Annotated in this window: 12 protein-coding genes; 5 read left to right on the top strand and 7 right to left on the bottom strand. The window is 70.8% G+C overall.

The window, feature by feature from the left end; all coding sequences use genetic code 11:
- Both ABZ297_RS24425 and ABZ297_RS24420 read left to right on the top strand, forming a co-directional pair.
- Nucleotides 1-1,991, top strand: a 1,991-nt coding sequence (locus tag ABZ297_RS24425) for a hypothetical protein (protein WP_355350339.1), incomplete at its 5' end; no start/stop codon positions are given.
- Between the two features lie 85 nt (nt 1,992-2,076).
- Complete coding sequence (locus ABZ297_RS24420; RefSeq protein ID WP_355350336.1) at nt 2,077-2,319, top strand: hypothetical protein; 243 nt, start codon at nt 2,077-2,079, stop codon at nt 2,317-2,319.
- A gap of 69 nt (nt 2,320-2,388) precedes the next feature.
- Here the strand turns inward: ABZ297_RS24420 and ABZ297_RS24415 are convergent, their stop codons facing one another.
- Nucleotides 2,389-3,921: a flavin monoamine oxidase family protein gene (locus ABZ297_RS24415; RefSeq protein ID WP_355350333.1), complete on the bottom strand. Its 1,533-nt coding sequence runs from the start codon at nt 3,919-3,921 to the stop codon at nt 2,389-2,391.
- A gap of 201 nt (nt 3,922-4,122) precedes the next feature.
- Between ABZ297_RS24415 and ABZ297_RS24410 the strand changes: the two genes are divergently transcribed.
- Entirely contained in the window at nt 4,123-5,325 is a 1,203-nt protein-coding gene (locus tag ABZ297_RS24410; protein WP_355350330.1) for a hypothetical protein, read from the top strand.
- A 47-nt stretch (nt 5,326-5,372) separates the two neighbouring features.
- Here ABZ297_RS24410 and ABZ297_RS24405 read toward each other — a convergent pair whose 3' ends face one another.
- The 5 genes from ABZ297_RS24405 to ABZ297_RS24385 form a co-directional block, all read right to left on the bottom strand.
- Nucleotides 5,373-5,741, bottom strand: coding sequence for a barstar family protein (locus ABZ297_RS24405; RefSeq protein ID WP_355350327.1), 369 nt, complete (start codon nt 5,739-5,741; stop codon nt 5,373-5,375).
- An 8-nt stretch (nt 5,742-5,749) separates the two neighbouring features.
- Nucleotides 5,750-6,163 carry a ribonuclease domain-containing protein gene (locus tag ABZ297_RS24400; protein WP_355350324.1) on the bottom strand — a complete coding sequence of 138 codons (414 nt, stop codon included), beginning with the start codon at nt 6,161-6,163 and terminating at the stop codon, nt 5,750-5,752.
- Nucleotides 6,164-6,297: 134 nt separating this feature from the next.
- A complete protein-coding gene (locus tag ABZ297_RS24395; RefSeq protein WP_355350321.1) occupies nt 6,298-7,494 on the bottom strand; it encodes an FAD-dependent monooxygenase in 1,197 nt (398 codons plus the stop codon).
- Nucleotides 7,495-7,529: 35 nt separating this feature from the next.
- Complete coding sequence (locus tag ABZ297_RS24390) at nt 7,530-10,418, bottom strand: BTAD domain-containing putative transcriptional regulator (protein ID WP_355350318.1); 2,889 nt, start codon at nt 10,416-10,418, stop codon at nt 7,530-7,532.
- Between the two features lie 87 nt (nt 10,419-10,505).
- Nucleotides 10,506-11,351: a helix-turn-helix transcriptional regulator gene (locus ABZ297_RS24385; RefSeq protein ID WP_355350315.1), complete on the bottom strand. Its 846-nt coding sequence runs from the start codon at nt 11,349-11,351 to the stop codon at nt 10,506-10,508.
- Between the two features lie 308 nt (nt 11,352-11,659).
- On the opposite strand from ABZ297_RS24385, the gene ABZ297_RS24380 reads away from it, so the two are divergent.
- Nucleotides 11,660-12,223 carry a hypothetical protein gene (locus ABZ297_RS24380; RefSeq protein WP_355350312.1) on the top strand — a complete coding sequence of 188 codons (564 nt, stop codon included), beginning with the start codon at nt 11,660-11,662 and terminating at the stop codon, nt 12,221-12,223.
- 127 nt (nt 12,224-12,350) lie between these two features.
- Entirely contained in the window at nt 12,351-13,049 is a 699-nt protein-coding gene (locus ABZ297_RS24375) for a hypothetical protein (protein WP_355350309.1), read from the top strand.
- Nucleotides 13,050-13,311: 262 nt separating this feature from the next.
- On the opposite strand, the gene ABZ297_RS24370 is transcribed toward ABZ297_RS24375, so the two are convergent.
- The gene (locus tag ABZ297_RS24370) at nt 13,312-13,824 is read right to left on the bottom strand and encodes a hypothetical protein (protein ID WP_355350306.1); all 513 of its coding nucleotides are present in this window, start codon (nt 13,822-13,824) and stop codon (nt 13,312-13,314) included.
- Nucleotides 13,825-13,840 lie beyond the last annotated feature (16 nt).

The following is a 13,840-nucleotide window of genomic DNA, read 5'->3' as shown; positions in this document are numbered from 1 at the left end:
ATGCGGCCCACCGCGCGCTGCTGCGCGCGATCACTCACGGCAAGGGCCTCGGATACGCGCCCACCGGCGGCCGCCTGGTCACCCTGGCGGCCAAGCTCGGCGCCATGGCGGGCGCGGAGAGCCTGGCCGTACGCGTGCTGGCCACCTCGCTGCGGCTGCGGATCGCCGCCGTCGCCGCCGACCACCCCGAGCTGGCCAGCGACCCCATGCTCGACCGGCTCATCGAGGCGGCCGCCGCCGACCGCGACCTGGAGGCCGTCCGCGCGCTGCGCGCTCTGCTCAAGGACCGCGGCGCGGTGCGCGCGCTCAGTCAGCTCGCCCCGATCTTCGGCGAGGTCCTCGCCCTGCGGGCCCTCCTGGACGAGAACCCGCTCAACGACGCCACCGCCTGGCTGATCGCGACGGGAAAGGGCTACGCCACCGCCGACCCGATCACCGGCATGAGCAACAGGGCCGTCGCCGCCCTCGACACGGGGGAGGGAGCCGCGCGCCGGATCGACCTGTCCGCCGCCGAAACCGCGCGGCTGAGCCCGCAGGGGTCGCTGCTCGGCTTCCTGCGCAACATCAGCGCGATCGGCGCGACCGGGCGGGCTCTCATCCAGAGCGTCGAGGGCCCTGACGGGGTGGTGCGCCACATCGTCCAGGCGCCCGGCATGCGAGCCGGACGGCCCGCCGACGACTCGCCCCAAGACCTGCTCGGCGCCTTCAGCAGCGCCGTGCTGGCCAGCAGCCCCTACAGCCGGGCGCTGGCCAAGGCCGTCGACGACTACGACCTGCCCCAAGGCGCCGAGCTGGCTCTCATCGGGCACAGCGCGGGTGGCGCGGCCGTCATGAACCTGGCACAGGACGCGGCGTTCTGCGCCCGCTACACCGTCACCCATGCCGTCGCGGTCGGATCGCCGATCGACTTCAAGACAGCCGCCGACCCGCGCACCTGGGTCGCCAGCATCACCAACCAGCACGACATCGTCCCCACGCTCGACGGGCAGGGCGCGGGCAGCTGCTTCGACCTGCACCCCGACTGGTACGTGGTCGACTACTACGACGCCACGCACCTGTTCCCGCTCTGCCACAGCATCGAGCACTACATCGCCAACATCGCCGACGACCTGCCCGAGGCCCGTCGCCGGATCGACGGGCGGCTCGCCCCGTACCGGGGGCCTGTCGTGCGCTCGCAGGCGTACCTGCTGTCCGACCGCGCCCCCCATCCCGAAGGGTTCCCCTTCCTCACCGTGCCCACCTACGCGGTGGACGGCCCGGAGGGGACGGTCGAGCTGCCGATCCGGTGCCAGGACGGCAGCGCCCTCACTGCGTACTTCGCCGCGGACCCGGCCGCGGTGGCGGTCCTGCTGCGGGGCACCGGGTTGGGCCCCGCCGTGCGGGTCGCCGGGCGTGCCCTCGTCGCCGTGCACGCCTCCTGGAACCGGCGCACCAGCATGGGCGGCTACCGCGAGGTCCACGTCGGGGTCGTCGTGCCCGATCCGTGGCGTCCGCGGTCGCCGCGCGTCTGGGCCGACCTGCTGCGCGGCGCCGACCGGCGGCGCTCGGGCGGCTTCCTGGCCGGGTCCGTGGTCGACGAGGCCGCCGTCTCCGCCGTGGCGCCGCGGTTGTGGGGTGGCGAGCCGTGCCTGGCGCCCGTGGAGTTCGAGCTCACCGCCAGGTCCGCGCGCGTCGCCGTCGGCGCCGCCGACGACCGGCTGCTCACCCTGAGCGGGCTCCTCGGCCCCGCGCTGCCCGCGAGCGACCGCGACCTGGTCGGGTACGCGCGGGGAGCGGCGGGCACCACGCTGCGCTCATGCGTACGGACCCGCGGGCTGGGGCGCCTGCATCCCGTGCCCCGGGTTCGGCTGGCGGTCGAGCCGCGGTCGGCTCACCCGCTGGCCCGCCGGCTTCGCGAACTCGGTCTCGACGGCGCCCGCCCGCTGCTGTGCCTGTCGGCCGCCACTCGCCAGACCCTCCAGGACGCCGCCGTCCCCGTACGGACCCCCTGACCGGACGACCCACCCCAGCGGCCGCCTCGACTCCTGAGCTGACGACCTGCCCCAGCGGCCGCCCCGACCCCTGACCGGAGGAGCGATGTCAGCCGAAGCCGCGGCGATCGCCGCCCACGCCGTCGTCCTGCAGTCCGACGCCCGGGCGCTCACCGAATGCGCCGAACGCCTGCACGAGATCGAGGCCAGGCTGGAGGCGGGCGGCCTCGCGCCACCCTGGCTGCGCGAGGCGGTCAACGCCCACCTCGTCGCCTGCGTGGCGGCCGCCGCCGACCTGACGACGGCCGCCGCGCACCTGCGCCGCTACGCCGAGCGGGCGCGCTCCTGACGCGCCCCGCCCAGGGGCGCCACGCGGGTGCGCGCGCCTGACCGCACGCGCCCGCCTGGGCCCGCTTGCTCAGCCTGCCTCGTGTACGGCCCGTGCCGCGCTGAGCCCTGACTCCAGCGCGCCCTCGATCCACGCGTGCCACAGCGAGCAGTGCTCGCCGGCGAAGTGCACGCGGCCCTCCGGCGCGACGATCGCGTCTTGCAGGTTGCTCTGCTGGTGCGGCTCGAACAGGGCGAAGGCGCCGGCCGCGTAGGGGTCGTTGTACCAGGCGTGCGTGACGCCGAACTCGAAGTGGTCGTAGATCTCGGGGTGGATCTTGGCGACGTCCTCGAGTGCCTGATCGACCCGCTTCTGCGGCGACATCGCGCCCCACCGCAGCGCGTCCTGGCCCCAGGTGTAGCTGGCCAGCAGGATCGAGCGGTCCTCGGCGGAGGCGGTGTGCGAGGGGTAGCAGATGCGCCGGATCGGCAGGTCGGTGACCGTGGTGCCGCCGACGATGCCGTCGGTCCGCTCCCAGAACGGCCGCCGCACCTGGAAGAGGATCTTGGTGGAGGCGTTGTAGTTCAGCTCGCGAATGGCGCGCTGCTTGCGGCGGGAGAAGGCGGGCCTGGTCTCGATGTCGCGCAGCACCGAGAACGGGATCGTGCAGATCGCGTAGTCGCCGGTGAGGGTGGTCCGGCCCGAGCCCGTCCTGAGGTGCACGGTGACCGAGTGGTCGTCCTGGTCGATGGCGGTGACCTCGTGGCCGAACCGGATGTGCTTCCTGAGCTCCTGGAAGAAGGCGTTCGGCAGCCGGTCGGCGCCGCCCTCGATCTCCTGCATGTCCTCGAACGCGCGCCCGATGATCTCGCGGAACTGCTCGATGACCGCCGCGTTGAGGTTGGCCTCCCGGAAGCTCATGACGCCGTAGAGCTCGATGGCGCCTTCGGAGAATCCACGCTCGCGCAGGAAGCTGCGGATGGAGTAGCGGTCGTACTCGGCGCAGATGCGGTCGAGCGCGTTCTCGCCCTCCACCGCGTACAGGTCGTGGATCTCCTGCGTGGCGGTGCGCCACAGGTCTTCGTAGGTGCGGCCGCGCTCGTGCTCGGCCAGCTCGAAGTCGATGATCTCGGGGTTGTCGTTCAGCTCCTTGATCGTGGTCCTGACGCCCTGGATGTAGGCCAGGGTGTTGGGGTTGCCCATGACGAACGGGCGAAGGGGCAGCCCGAACTTCTCGCAGTAGGTGAGCGTGAGGTCGTGCACGCGCGGGATCCGCATCGCGCCGGCCTCGGCGTACAGGCCGGGCGCGAACCCGCGCAGGGTGAGCACGCGCCCGCCGACCCGCTGCTGCGCCTCCAGGACGACGGGCTCGTGGCCCTGTCGCATCAGCTCGTAGGCGGCGACCAGGCCGGCCATCCCGCCTCCGATGATCAGTACGCGTTTGCGGGGTCGGCCGTCGGCGGCCAGCCCGTGCTCGGCTGTCGCGACCAGGTCGGCCGGGACTCTGAGTTCGTGGCTCGGTCTGGGCGCTCCCGCGTTGACCAGTTCCTCGGGCATGGCCGAACCGAGTGGTGTCGACATCGACCGGCTCTCGTCCAGGGCGTCACACTCCTTCGTCGTCACGTAAAGCAATTACATGATTGCCCTAAGCGACGAACCTTGCCAAGAGGCTGAACGCCAGGATGTCGGCCTCGAGTGGCGGCTGACACAGGCGCCATCCGCGGCCCTCCTGCATAGCGGGGCATATCTTCAGGTTTGGCCTCGCCGAAACCGGACAGTAGGAACGAGCCATCAGCGACCACTCGGATGGTGAGGAATAGACCGATGGTTGAGATCGATGTTCCGATGTGGGCAGCCCGTCTGCAAGCCCTGCGCCGCGGGCGGCTGTGGAGCCGCCAGGAGCTCGGCAGGCGGCTGGCCGACGTGGCGGACGACGCGACCCGCGAACGGCTGCCCGCGCCCGAGACGCTCACCTGGACGATTCAACTCTGGGAGGCCGGAGAACGACGGCCCGACGAGTGGCAGACGGAGCTGCTCTGCCGGGCGTTCGACGTGGACGAGGAGGAGCTGTTCGTCGGGGACGCGGCCGGCACCACCCTGTGGCACTACCTGACGGGCATCCCGCTGGTGTCGGGGATGTTCACCCCCGACGAGGAGGAGCGCATCGGTCGCGCGATCGAGACTCCCAAGCGGGCGGACGAGGCGACGGTCAGCTACTTCAAGGCGATCCTCGACGCCTACACCCGAACCGATCTCCGGCCCGCCGACGTGATCCACCTCCTGCGGCCCGTCTTCTCCGGGATCGAGGAGTTCCACCGCGACGCCAGTTCGCTCGTGAGGCGCGCGTTGCTGCTGCTCGCGGCGGAGAACGCGGAGCTGATCAGTCGCATGCACCACGAGGCCGGCGACCCCGACGGTGCCCTGGCGTGGTCGGACGAGGCCATCCGCGACGCCCGTGAAGCGGCGGACACGCTGCTCGAGGCGTACGCGCTGGCCCAGCGGGGCGGCCTGTCCGACACCGCCGGCACTCCAGGACAGCTCGTCGACCTGGCCGTCGCCGCCCGCGAACGCGTCAGCCTCCCGCCGCTGGTGGACGCGCTGTCCCGGCATCATGAGGCGCAGGGGTACGCCCTCGCCGGAGACCTGGACATGTGCCGTCGCCGCCTGGAGGAGTCCGCCCAGTCACTCGCGGAACCCGGCTATGACCCGCACTACCGGTTCGACTGCTCCGCCGAGGCCCACAACACCCTGTGCGCGGGGTGCCTCGTCGACCTCGGTCAGGCCCGCAGCGCGATCGAGATCCTGGAGCACGAGTCGCTGCGGGCGCCGTCGAGTTACGCCGCCGCGTACGTCATGGCTCGGATGGCCCACGCGTACGCCGACGCCCACGAGCGCGAGCAGTCGGCCGAAACGGCCCGTCAGGCTCTCGCCATGGCCAGGCAGACCGGCGCCGTGCGAGCGCTGCGAGAGCTCGCCAGGATCCATCTCCCTCGCCAGCGGGCAAGGGGGATGTACGCCACGCTGTAGCGGTAGCCGCGCGCCTGAGGTGTGATCCCGCGCGCCGCGTTGGCGGCTCAGGGCAGGGCGGCGGCGGTCCGTTGCCGGAGGAGGGCCTCGTGGTCGGGGTCGGTGCACAGCGTCACGGTCAGCCCGGCCTCGGCGGCGTCGGCGAGGACGGCCAGCAAGGTGGCGAACTGCCCGGGAGGCTCGGCGCTGAGCAGTTCCTCGGCGTGCCCCACGATCAGGGCGACGGCGCCGGTGTCACGCAGGGAGTCGGCGAGCGCGTCCCAGTTGCGGCCGAAGTAGTCGGGGAAGCGCAGAGCCCGCGCCACCTCCTCGAAGAAGGCGGCGCGGGTCCGGCAGGCCCGCCCGTCCAGAATCGCCGGTGCTGGGTTGGTGGACACCGTCAGCCAGTACGGCAGCGGACGCGCGGCGGAGGTCATGGGAGTTCCTAGAGGCGGTAGAAGTCGGTGTAGTGGTTGGGCGAGAACCACACCACGCCGGTGCTGCGGTTGACGACGATCCGGTACGCGTCACGCGCGGCGCCCCGCGCCCGGGAGTAAACGTCGTACTCGTAGTAGGTGGCGCCGCTGGGGAGCTGGCCCTCGCGGTTGTAGAAGCGTCCGCCGGTGTAGTTGTACTTGCCGTCCGGCCAGGAGTACCAGCCGCTGGCGGTGGGGTAGCCCTTGGACGCCCAGGTCGCGCCGGCCGAGCGGGCGTCGGCGCACCGCGAGATGGTGCAGGAGTTGTAGACCGAGGCGTTGGCGGGGGTGATGCCTACCAGGCCGACGAGGGACATGACGGCGGCGAGGATGACGGTGATCCTGATCGGCCAGGAAGGTCCGGGGCGTTGCGACGTGTGCACGAAGCCTCCTTGTGGGGGTGCGACGGACACCGCAATGATCCCCGCACTCGGGTCAATAAAGACAAAGGCCGTCAAAGGGATGGTGAATACTTTGCGGACAGCTCATGCGCGGACCCGCCGCTGACCCCAGGGGCCTATCGACTGGCGAGGTCCCGGTAGTCGCGTAGCGTGATGTTCTCGGCGGCCTTGCGGGCCATGTTGGCGGCCATGTTCTTCCCCGGCAGGTAGGGCATGATCTTGTAGTAGCGGTTGAGGAACGCGGCCAGGAAGCGGCTTCCGGGAACCATGAGCTTGGCGACGCCGTCCCCCATCTTCTGGCAACCCTCCGCGTACGCGCGCATCTCCTGCTCGTAGCGGGCGAACGCGACGCGGTGGTCGCCGCGCGCCGCGGCCAGCTCTCCCGCGAGGACGTACGCGCCGACCAGGGCGAGCCCGGAGCCCATGCCCGACAGGGAGGACGGGCAGGAGGCGGCGTCGCCGATCAGGGCGACCCGGCCGCGCGTCCAGCTGTCCATGCGGACCTGCGCGACCGTGTCGAAGTAGAAGTCGGGCGCGTGCCGCATGTCGTGCAGCAGCCGGTCGCTCTGCCAGCCGTTGCCGGTGAACTGCTCGGCGAGGACGGCCTGCTGCTGCGGGACGTCGCGGCGGTCGAGGTCCAGCGGCGGCGAGGCGAAGTAGAAGACGGCCTTGGCCTGGGTGTTGTGGTGGGCGCTGTACATCGCGACCAGCTTGCCCGCGGTGCGGTAGGCGTGCCCGGTGTGGTCGAGCCCGAGGTGGTTGCCCGTGGTGAAGATCGCGCAGTAGAGGCCGAGGTGCTTGACGAACCGCTCCTCCGGTCCGAACGTCAGGCGGCGGGTGTTGGAGTGCAGCCCGTCGGCGCCGATCACGAGGTCGAACCTGCGTGGCGGGGTGCGTTCGAAGGTGACGGTCACGCCGTCGGCGTCCTCGGTGAGCGAGGTGATGGAGTCTCCGAAGATGTACTCGGTGTGCTCTTTGGTGGCGTCGTAGAGGACGCGTGCCAGGTCGCCGCGGAGGATCTCGATGTCTCCCGCGAACAGGTCGGCGGGCATCGTGGCCTGGAGTTTGCCCGCGCTGTTGACGTACGACATGGCGCCCATGCCGGTGCGGGCGCGTTCGAGGTCGGCGAGGACGCCCATGCGCCGGAGGATCGACAGGTGCGCCTCGCCCCGGAAGTCGACCGCGTAGCCGCCGTCGCGCAGGGCAGGGGCGCGCTCCACGATCGTGGGGGTGAAGCCGTGCCGATGGAGCCAGTAGGCGAGCGCGGGGCCGGCGACGGAGGCGCCGGAGATCAGGACGTTGATGTTCTTCATGACGCGGAGCCTCCACCGGAGGGCTCACCGCACGCTCACAGCCGGCTCACCGCCTCGACCAGACTCTCGGGCAGGCCCAGCAGGCGAAGGGCCTCGGGAGTGGGAGCGTCGATCACGGTCGCCGACTCGGCGACCTCCTGGTAGCGTGCCCGGGCCGCGGCGTGGTCGCCGCGTGCCTCGGCGACCACGCCGAGCCCGGCGAGTGCGCGCGCCCGATTGCCGAGGCTTTTGACCCAGTGCGGGTCGATCCGTTCCACGGCCTCGGCGTACAGCCGCTCCGCCGCCGCCAGGTCCTGCTCCAGCAGGGCGATGTCACCGAGCCCGCGTAGGGCGGCTGCCAGGTAGGTGGAGCTACCGGCGCGGCGGGCGAGGTCGGCGGCCTTCGCATAGTCGGCGCGCGCCGCTGCCAGGTCGGCGCCGACGAGGTGATCTCCCCGGTTGACCAGCAGGTCGGCGCTGTCCTCCAGGGCGCCGAGCTGCTCGGTGAGCGTGATCGCCTCGTCGGTCAGGGCGATCGCCTCGGCGTGGTCGTCGCGCGCGGCCGCCAGCCCGGCGAGCGCGTCCAGGGCCAGCGCGGTGCCCCATCGGTCGCCGATCGCGCGGAAGCCCTCGGCGGCTGCGGCGAAGGTGCGCTCGGCCCACGCGTGGTCTCTCTCACGGAGGCGGCCGAACGCTGACACGTACTGGGCGACCGCCCGCACCCACGGCTCGGAGCAGTCGCGTTGGGACGAGACGAGCGCGAACGCGCCCTGCGGGTCGGCCTCGCCCGCGTTCCGCATCATCCACAGGAGCAGGCCGACCGGGTAGCGGCCCGGCTGCGCACCCGACCACGCGGCGGCCAGCGCCTTCTCAGCCGTCGAGCGGTGCCGCTGCCACACCGCCCGCCCGGCCGCGCCGGAGGCCGCGAGCAGCACGCACGTCGCATACTCCTCGCCGAGCCCGGCCGGGGGCGCGTCGCCCACCATCGCGTCGAGCAGCGCGATCGCCTGCGGCGCGACCGAGGCCGACGTGCCTCGGATCCACAGGTAGGTCGAGGCCGAGGCGAGCAGCTGGAGCGCCGTCTCCACCTGCGCCGCCTCGACCGCCCAGCGCACAGCCGCCAGGAGGTTGGCGTGCTCGGCCGCCAGGGCCGCCAGCCACTCCAGCTGTTCGGCCTGCCGCAGATGCGGCTCGGCCGTCCGCACCAGCTCCAGGTGATGCCGGACGTGGGCGCGCCGTGCCGATTCGCGTTCGCCGGCCGCGTCGAGCCGTTCGGCCCCGTAGGCGCGGATCGTCTCCAGCATCCGGTAGCGACCGCCCACGACCTCCAGGAGCGACTTGTCGACCAGCGACTCCAGCGTCTCGCCGTCGGCGCCGCACACCGGCCGCGCGGCCTCGGCGGTGGCACCTCCGGCGAAGACGGTGAACCGCTGCGCGGCCCGTTGCTCGGGCTCCGACAGCAGGTCCCAGCTCCACGCGACCACCGAGCGCAACGTCCGATGCCGCTCGTCGGCCGTCCGGCTGCCGCGGGCCGCGATCCCGAGCTGGTCGTGCAGGCGCTCCGCGAGGTCGTCGATGTCCAGCGTGCGCAGTCGTGCCGCCGCGAGCTCGATGGCCAGCGGCAGGTCGTCGAGGGCCGCGCAGACTCGCCGCACCGTCGCCGGGTCGGCGGCGAAGGCGCGCCGCACGGCGCGCGCCCGGTCGGTGAACAGCTGCACGGCCGCGGCGTCGTCGAGCGGCCGCACGTGCCAGAGGTTCTCGCCGATGATGCCGAGCGGCTCCCGGCTCGACGCCAGAACGCGCAGCCGCGGGCACGCCGCCAGCAGGCGGGCCGCCAGCATGGCGACCTCTTCGACCAGATGCTCGCAGTTGTCCAGGACGAGCAGGAGCATCCGGTCCGACAGCGCCGCGATCAGGCGGTCGACCGGTGTCTGCCCACCGACCTCCAGATGGAGCCCGTTCTCGCGCAGGCCGAACGCGCTCAGCAGCGCCTGCGGCAATCCGGCGCCGTCGCGCAGCGCGGCCAGCTCCACGAAGCACACGTCGTCGGCCGCGACCGCGGCCACCTCGACGGACAGCCGGGTCTTGCCGACGCCGCCGGGGCCGATCAGCGTGACCAGCCGGGCGACCCACAGCAGTTCGGCGACCTCGGCCACCTCCTCGGCGCGGCCGACGAAGGTCGTCAGCTGGGCGGGCGGCGCGGCGGGCGACGGTGACGGGTCGGCGCTCAGCAGCTCCCTGTGCAGCGTCACCAGCTCGGCCGAGGGGTCGGCGCCCAGCTCGTCGGCCAGGTGCCGCCGGGTCTGCTCGAACACCACCAACGCCTCGGCCTGCCCGCCCTCCGCGAACAGCGCCCGCATCAGCAGCCCCGTCAGGCGTTCCCGGAGCGGATGGCGACCGACCAGCTCGCGCAGCTCGGGTACGAGCAGGCGATGCCCGCCGAGTCGCAACTCGCCCTCGATCCGGTCCTCCAGCGCCGCGAGCCGCTGCTCCTCCAGCCTCACGGCGGCGACCTGGGCCGTCTCGCTCTCGGAAAGGTCGGACAGCGCCGGGCCTCGCCACAGCTCCAGCGCCTCGCGCAGCAGCGCGACCGCCCGCCCGGCGTCCCCCTCGCGCAGTGCGGCCCGGCCTTCCCTGGCCAGCCGCTCGAACCGGCAGGCGTCCACGTCGTCGTGAGGGACCACGATCCGGTAGCCCGCCCCGGCCCGCTCGATCACCGCCGCCGAGCCGAGAGCCGTGCGCAGCCGGGACACCTGGGACTGCAGCGCGTGCGCCGACAGCGCGCCGTCCGGGTCGATCTCCTCGGCCAGCCGGTCGGCTGACACGACCTCGCCGGGACGGACCAGCAGCAGGGCAAGCAGTGCGCGGCGGGCCGGACCGCCCAACGGAACCTCGCCCCCGCCGTCGCGCCACGCCCGAGTCTCGCCCAGGATTCCCAACCGCATGCCGGTGATTATCCACCGGCGATCTGATGCGGGCTCGGACGGTTTCTCTCTACGGGGCGTACGGCTCGGGGATGTGCTGTGTGCCGGTCATGGTTGCCAGCGGAGGGTGGGGCTTTGGGTGCCGGTGTATTGCGGCGTCCATTCCGGGGGGAGCGGGTCTGTGCCGGTTTGGGCGCTGGCGGCGGTGTAGTAGTGGCCGGGTTCCGGTGGGGTGAAGGTGTTCGCGCAGGTGGTGACCTTTTGGTCATCGGGAAGAGCGACTGGGCAGGAGTGCAGGCTCTGGCGGTATTTGTCCTTGGAGTCGCGGTGGGTCAGCCATACGTAGGCGGTCACCTCGCCGCTCGTCCCGGCAGGTTGCAGGGCCTTGATGTAGACGTTCATCCGCACCTTGCCCTGACTCAGCTCGATGCACGGCTTGATCGCCACGCCTGCCCGGACGACCGGCTGATAACCTTCGCGGCACGCTTCACCGCCGGGTGGCGGCGCCGACGTACTCCCAAAGTGGATGGCTCCCCATATTCCGGCCGCCCCCAGTACCGCCACCGCGACGACAGCGTAAACAGTGATCCGTGGCCGTCGATCACGTGACTGTTGATCGTCAGCGAGGGCGCTCGATGGCCGGGGAGCCTCTGAGCCGCCCGGTTCGTCGGAGCTGTCGGGCGTCGGCCATCCGCTTTCAAGGTGCCCACGGGTCCGGAGCCAGGGCTCAGCTTGCTCCTCACCCAGACCACAGGCCCTCAAGAACACCTCTACGGTGCGCTTGGTCGGCAGGCGCTCTCCTTTCAGCATCAGCGAGAGCGTGGATTTGGAGACATCGGCGTTCTTCTCCAACTGCCGCAGCGACAGCCCCGCCCGGGCCTGGATCGTCCGTAGCGCCCGGGCGAACTGCTGCACCGTGTCGATCTGTTCGGGGTTCAGATCGCTGACATCCATGCAGACCTCTTGAAAGCGCGTTTTGAGGTGGAAATCCGCCTCTGCTCGATGGGCATGGGCTCTCCCATGTGAGGTGATCATATGATCGCTCGCCGAGCTGGTGCCGCCGCTGCGGCGACCTCTTCCACTCGCCTCTCGGTCGTGCTCTCGAGACGCCTTCGAGTGGGCCGACTCTGTCCAGCATTGTCCACTGACCTGCCTGGACACCCCACCAGTGCGCTCTGCTGGGAGCAGAGACGGCAGGACGGACTCGTCTGCCGCCAAGCCGTTCCCCGTTCCGTCTCGCTGGAGAAGGGTTCAAACAGCTCATGCGCAACGGTGACAACGCCAGAATCGGAACGAAGCTGACTCTCATCACGGCGTTCGCGGCCGCCGCCATCGCCGTGATCTGGAAGGTATGGGCGTGCGACGCCATCAAGGCGACTGATGCGATCCCCGTACCGCCGAGCAGCTCACCCTCGCTGAGGGACTTCGGATCCGGAGAAGGCGCCGAGGTCTGCCGCGGAGGTTATCAGCCGGTCGTCCGGGCAGGCGTGGCGATCAAGCCGTGCATCGAGCTGAGTCAGGGCAAGGTGCGGATGAACGTCTACATCAAGGCCCTGCAACCTGCCGGGACGAGCGGCGAGGTGACCGCCTACGTGTGGCTGACCCACCGCGACTCCAAGGACAAATACCGCCAGAGCCTGCACTCCTGCCCAGTCGCTCTGCCCGATGACCAAAAGGTCACCACCTGCGCGAACACCTTCACCCCACCGGAACCCGGCCACTACTACACCGCCGCCAGCGCCCAAACCGGCACGGACCCGCTCCCCCCGGAATGGACGCCGCAATACACCGGCACCCAAAGCCCCACCCTCCGCTGGCAACCATGACCGGCACACAGCACACCCCGAGCAAGCCGCCATCGATGACGCCGCCGCCCGGCTCGCTGATACGGGCTGGTCGCCACGGACAGGGCGCGCACCCCGATAACACGATCATGATCAGGAGGAACGATTGATGAACCAGGACATGTGGGAGGGCCTCACCCCTGAGGCCGGGACTCTCAGGGAGACCTGCGAGATCGTCGACGAGTGGTACGGGGCCGGGGGCGCGGCGAACCTGCCCGTGATTCCGACGACGCTCAGACTCGCCGCCAACGAGCGGGTGCTGGTGATCGGCGAATGCCAGCTGTGGGAGTTCAGCGGCCTGGGCGACGGCAGCTACCGGCGGGCCGGCTTCAGCGACGGCATCGGCGTCAGCAAGGCGTCCGACCTTGCGTGGAACCAATTCAGCGTAGCCATGATCAACTCCATGCGAGCGAAGAAGGCCAAGGCCGACGCCGTACCTCGGTGGCGCCCACTGACCGGCACGGCAGTGGTCACCATCACCAACTTCCAGTTCAGCCTCGACCATCGCGACGGAAACCCGCCGGTGGGCTACCCCTACACAGTCCTGTCTTCCATCAATCTCGTCGGTACCACCGACTTCCACATGACCTACACGGCCAAGTCGGGGAACGGCATGACACGGATGTTGCGGAGCAGGTGGTCTCCGCTGATCTTCGCCTTCGCGGTGTGGCAGTTCCCCTCCCATCCTCTCCTGCTCAACGGCCAGTGGCTGCCCTTCGGGCTCGAGGAGTACCTGGAAGCGCAGGGCAAGCCGTGCCGTCCTGCCAGGCAGGTGCTCCAACAGGCCATGGCAAGAAGGCGCGGTTGAGCCCGGTACCGGTGTCCCGGACGTGACGGCCCTGAAGGTTCTTCGCCACGTGCTCGTCGATGACGCTGGACCCGCCGCCGGGCGGCGGGGCGGTGTTGGGCGGCCGGGGCGAGGACATCTTCGGCGGGGTGCTGGGCATGTGGTGATCGCGGTAGACACCGCCGCTGGAGTCGCGCATCTGCTCGCTCCAGCGGCGGTTCTCGCTCTACCGGAGCTTGCCTTGAGGGGCTGGCCGCCAGCCAGGTTCGAACATGTCGTCCCCCTATCGGGTGGCTTCGTCGGCGGTGGTGACTGCCTGGTCGAGGTCACGTTGTGCGACGGCCGCGTTGCTGACCTTGGCGACGGCGCGTGACTGGTTCAGGCCATAGTTGTTGTTCCACCAGATACGGCCGACCCCCATGATGTAGCCGTCAGTGATGTGCAGCGTGGCGATGTCGCTGCGCCCCTTGCTCCATCCGCCAACGGCGGTGGACTGCAGCTGTCCGTTACAGACGCCGCGTGTCTGGCTGGGGCGTGCGCAGTGCTTGAGCTGGATGGTCATGTTCTTGGAGTATCCCCACGTCTGGTTGGTGGAGTTGAGATAGGCGCAGGCGGTGGCGGACCTGGCGTCATAGAAGACATGGATATACGCGGCTGTGTCGCCTCCTTGGATCTTCACCGGGGTGTGCACGATCCGAGTCCCTTCGCATCCGGATGGAGAAGAGGTGGCTGAGGCGGGGACCGGTACGGCCAGCAGTGCAGCGGTGGCGAGCGCGGCGATGACGGCTGAAGACATGGTTCCTCCTACTGAT

It is taken from the genome of Nonomuraea sp. NPDC005983, from assembly GCF_040614375.1.
GTDB lineage: Bacteria > Actinomycetota > Actinomycetes > Streptosporangiales > Streptosporangiaceae > Nonomuraea.
The sequence above is the reverse complement of the archived record's forward strand: the minus strand, read 5'-3'. Positions and strand labels throughout refer to the sequence as shown.

Excerpts from the sequence above, each read along its gene's own strand:
- ABZ297_RS24420 (WP_355350336.1), top strand. The coding sequence starts at position 2,077 with ATGTCAGCCGAAGCCGCGGCGATCGCCGCCCACGCCGTCGTCCTGCAG.
- ABZ297_RS24410 (WP_355350330.1), top strand. The coding sequence starts at position 4,123 with ATGGTTGAGATCGATGTTCCGATGTGGGCAGCCCGTCTGCAAGCCCTG.
- ABZ297_RS24405 (WP_355350327.1), bottom strand. The coding sequence starts at position 5,741 with ATGACCTCCGCCGCGCGTCCGCTGCCGTACTGGCTGACGGTGTCCACC.
- ABZ297_RS24395 (WP_355350321.1), bottom strand. The coding sequence starts at position 7,494 with ATGAAGAACATCAACGTCCTGATCTCCGGCGCCTCCGTCGCCGGCCCC.
- ABZ297_RS24390 (WP_355350318.1), bottom strand. The coding sequence starts at position 10,418 with ATGCGGTTGGGAATCCTGGGCGAGACTCGGGCGTGGCGCGACGGCGGG.
- ABZ297_RS24385 (WP_355350315.1), bottom strand. The coding sequence starts at position 11,351 with ATGGATGTCAGCGATCTGAACCCCGAACAGATCGACACGGTGCAGCAG.
- ABZ297_RS24380 (WP_355350312.1), top strand. The coding sequence starts at position 11,660 with ATGCGCAACGGTGACAACGCCAGAATCGGAACGAAGCTGACTCTCATC.
- ABZ297_RS24375 (WP_355350309.1), top strand. The coding sequence starts at position 12,351 with ATGAACCAGGACATGTGGGAGGGCCTCACCCCTGAGGCCGGGACTCTC.
- ABZ297_RS24370 (WP_355350306.1), bottom strand. The coding sequence starts at position 13,824 with ATGTCTTCAGCCGTCATCGCCGCGCTCGCCACCGCTGCACTGCTGGCC.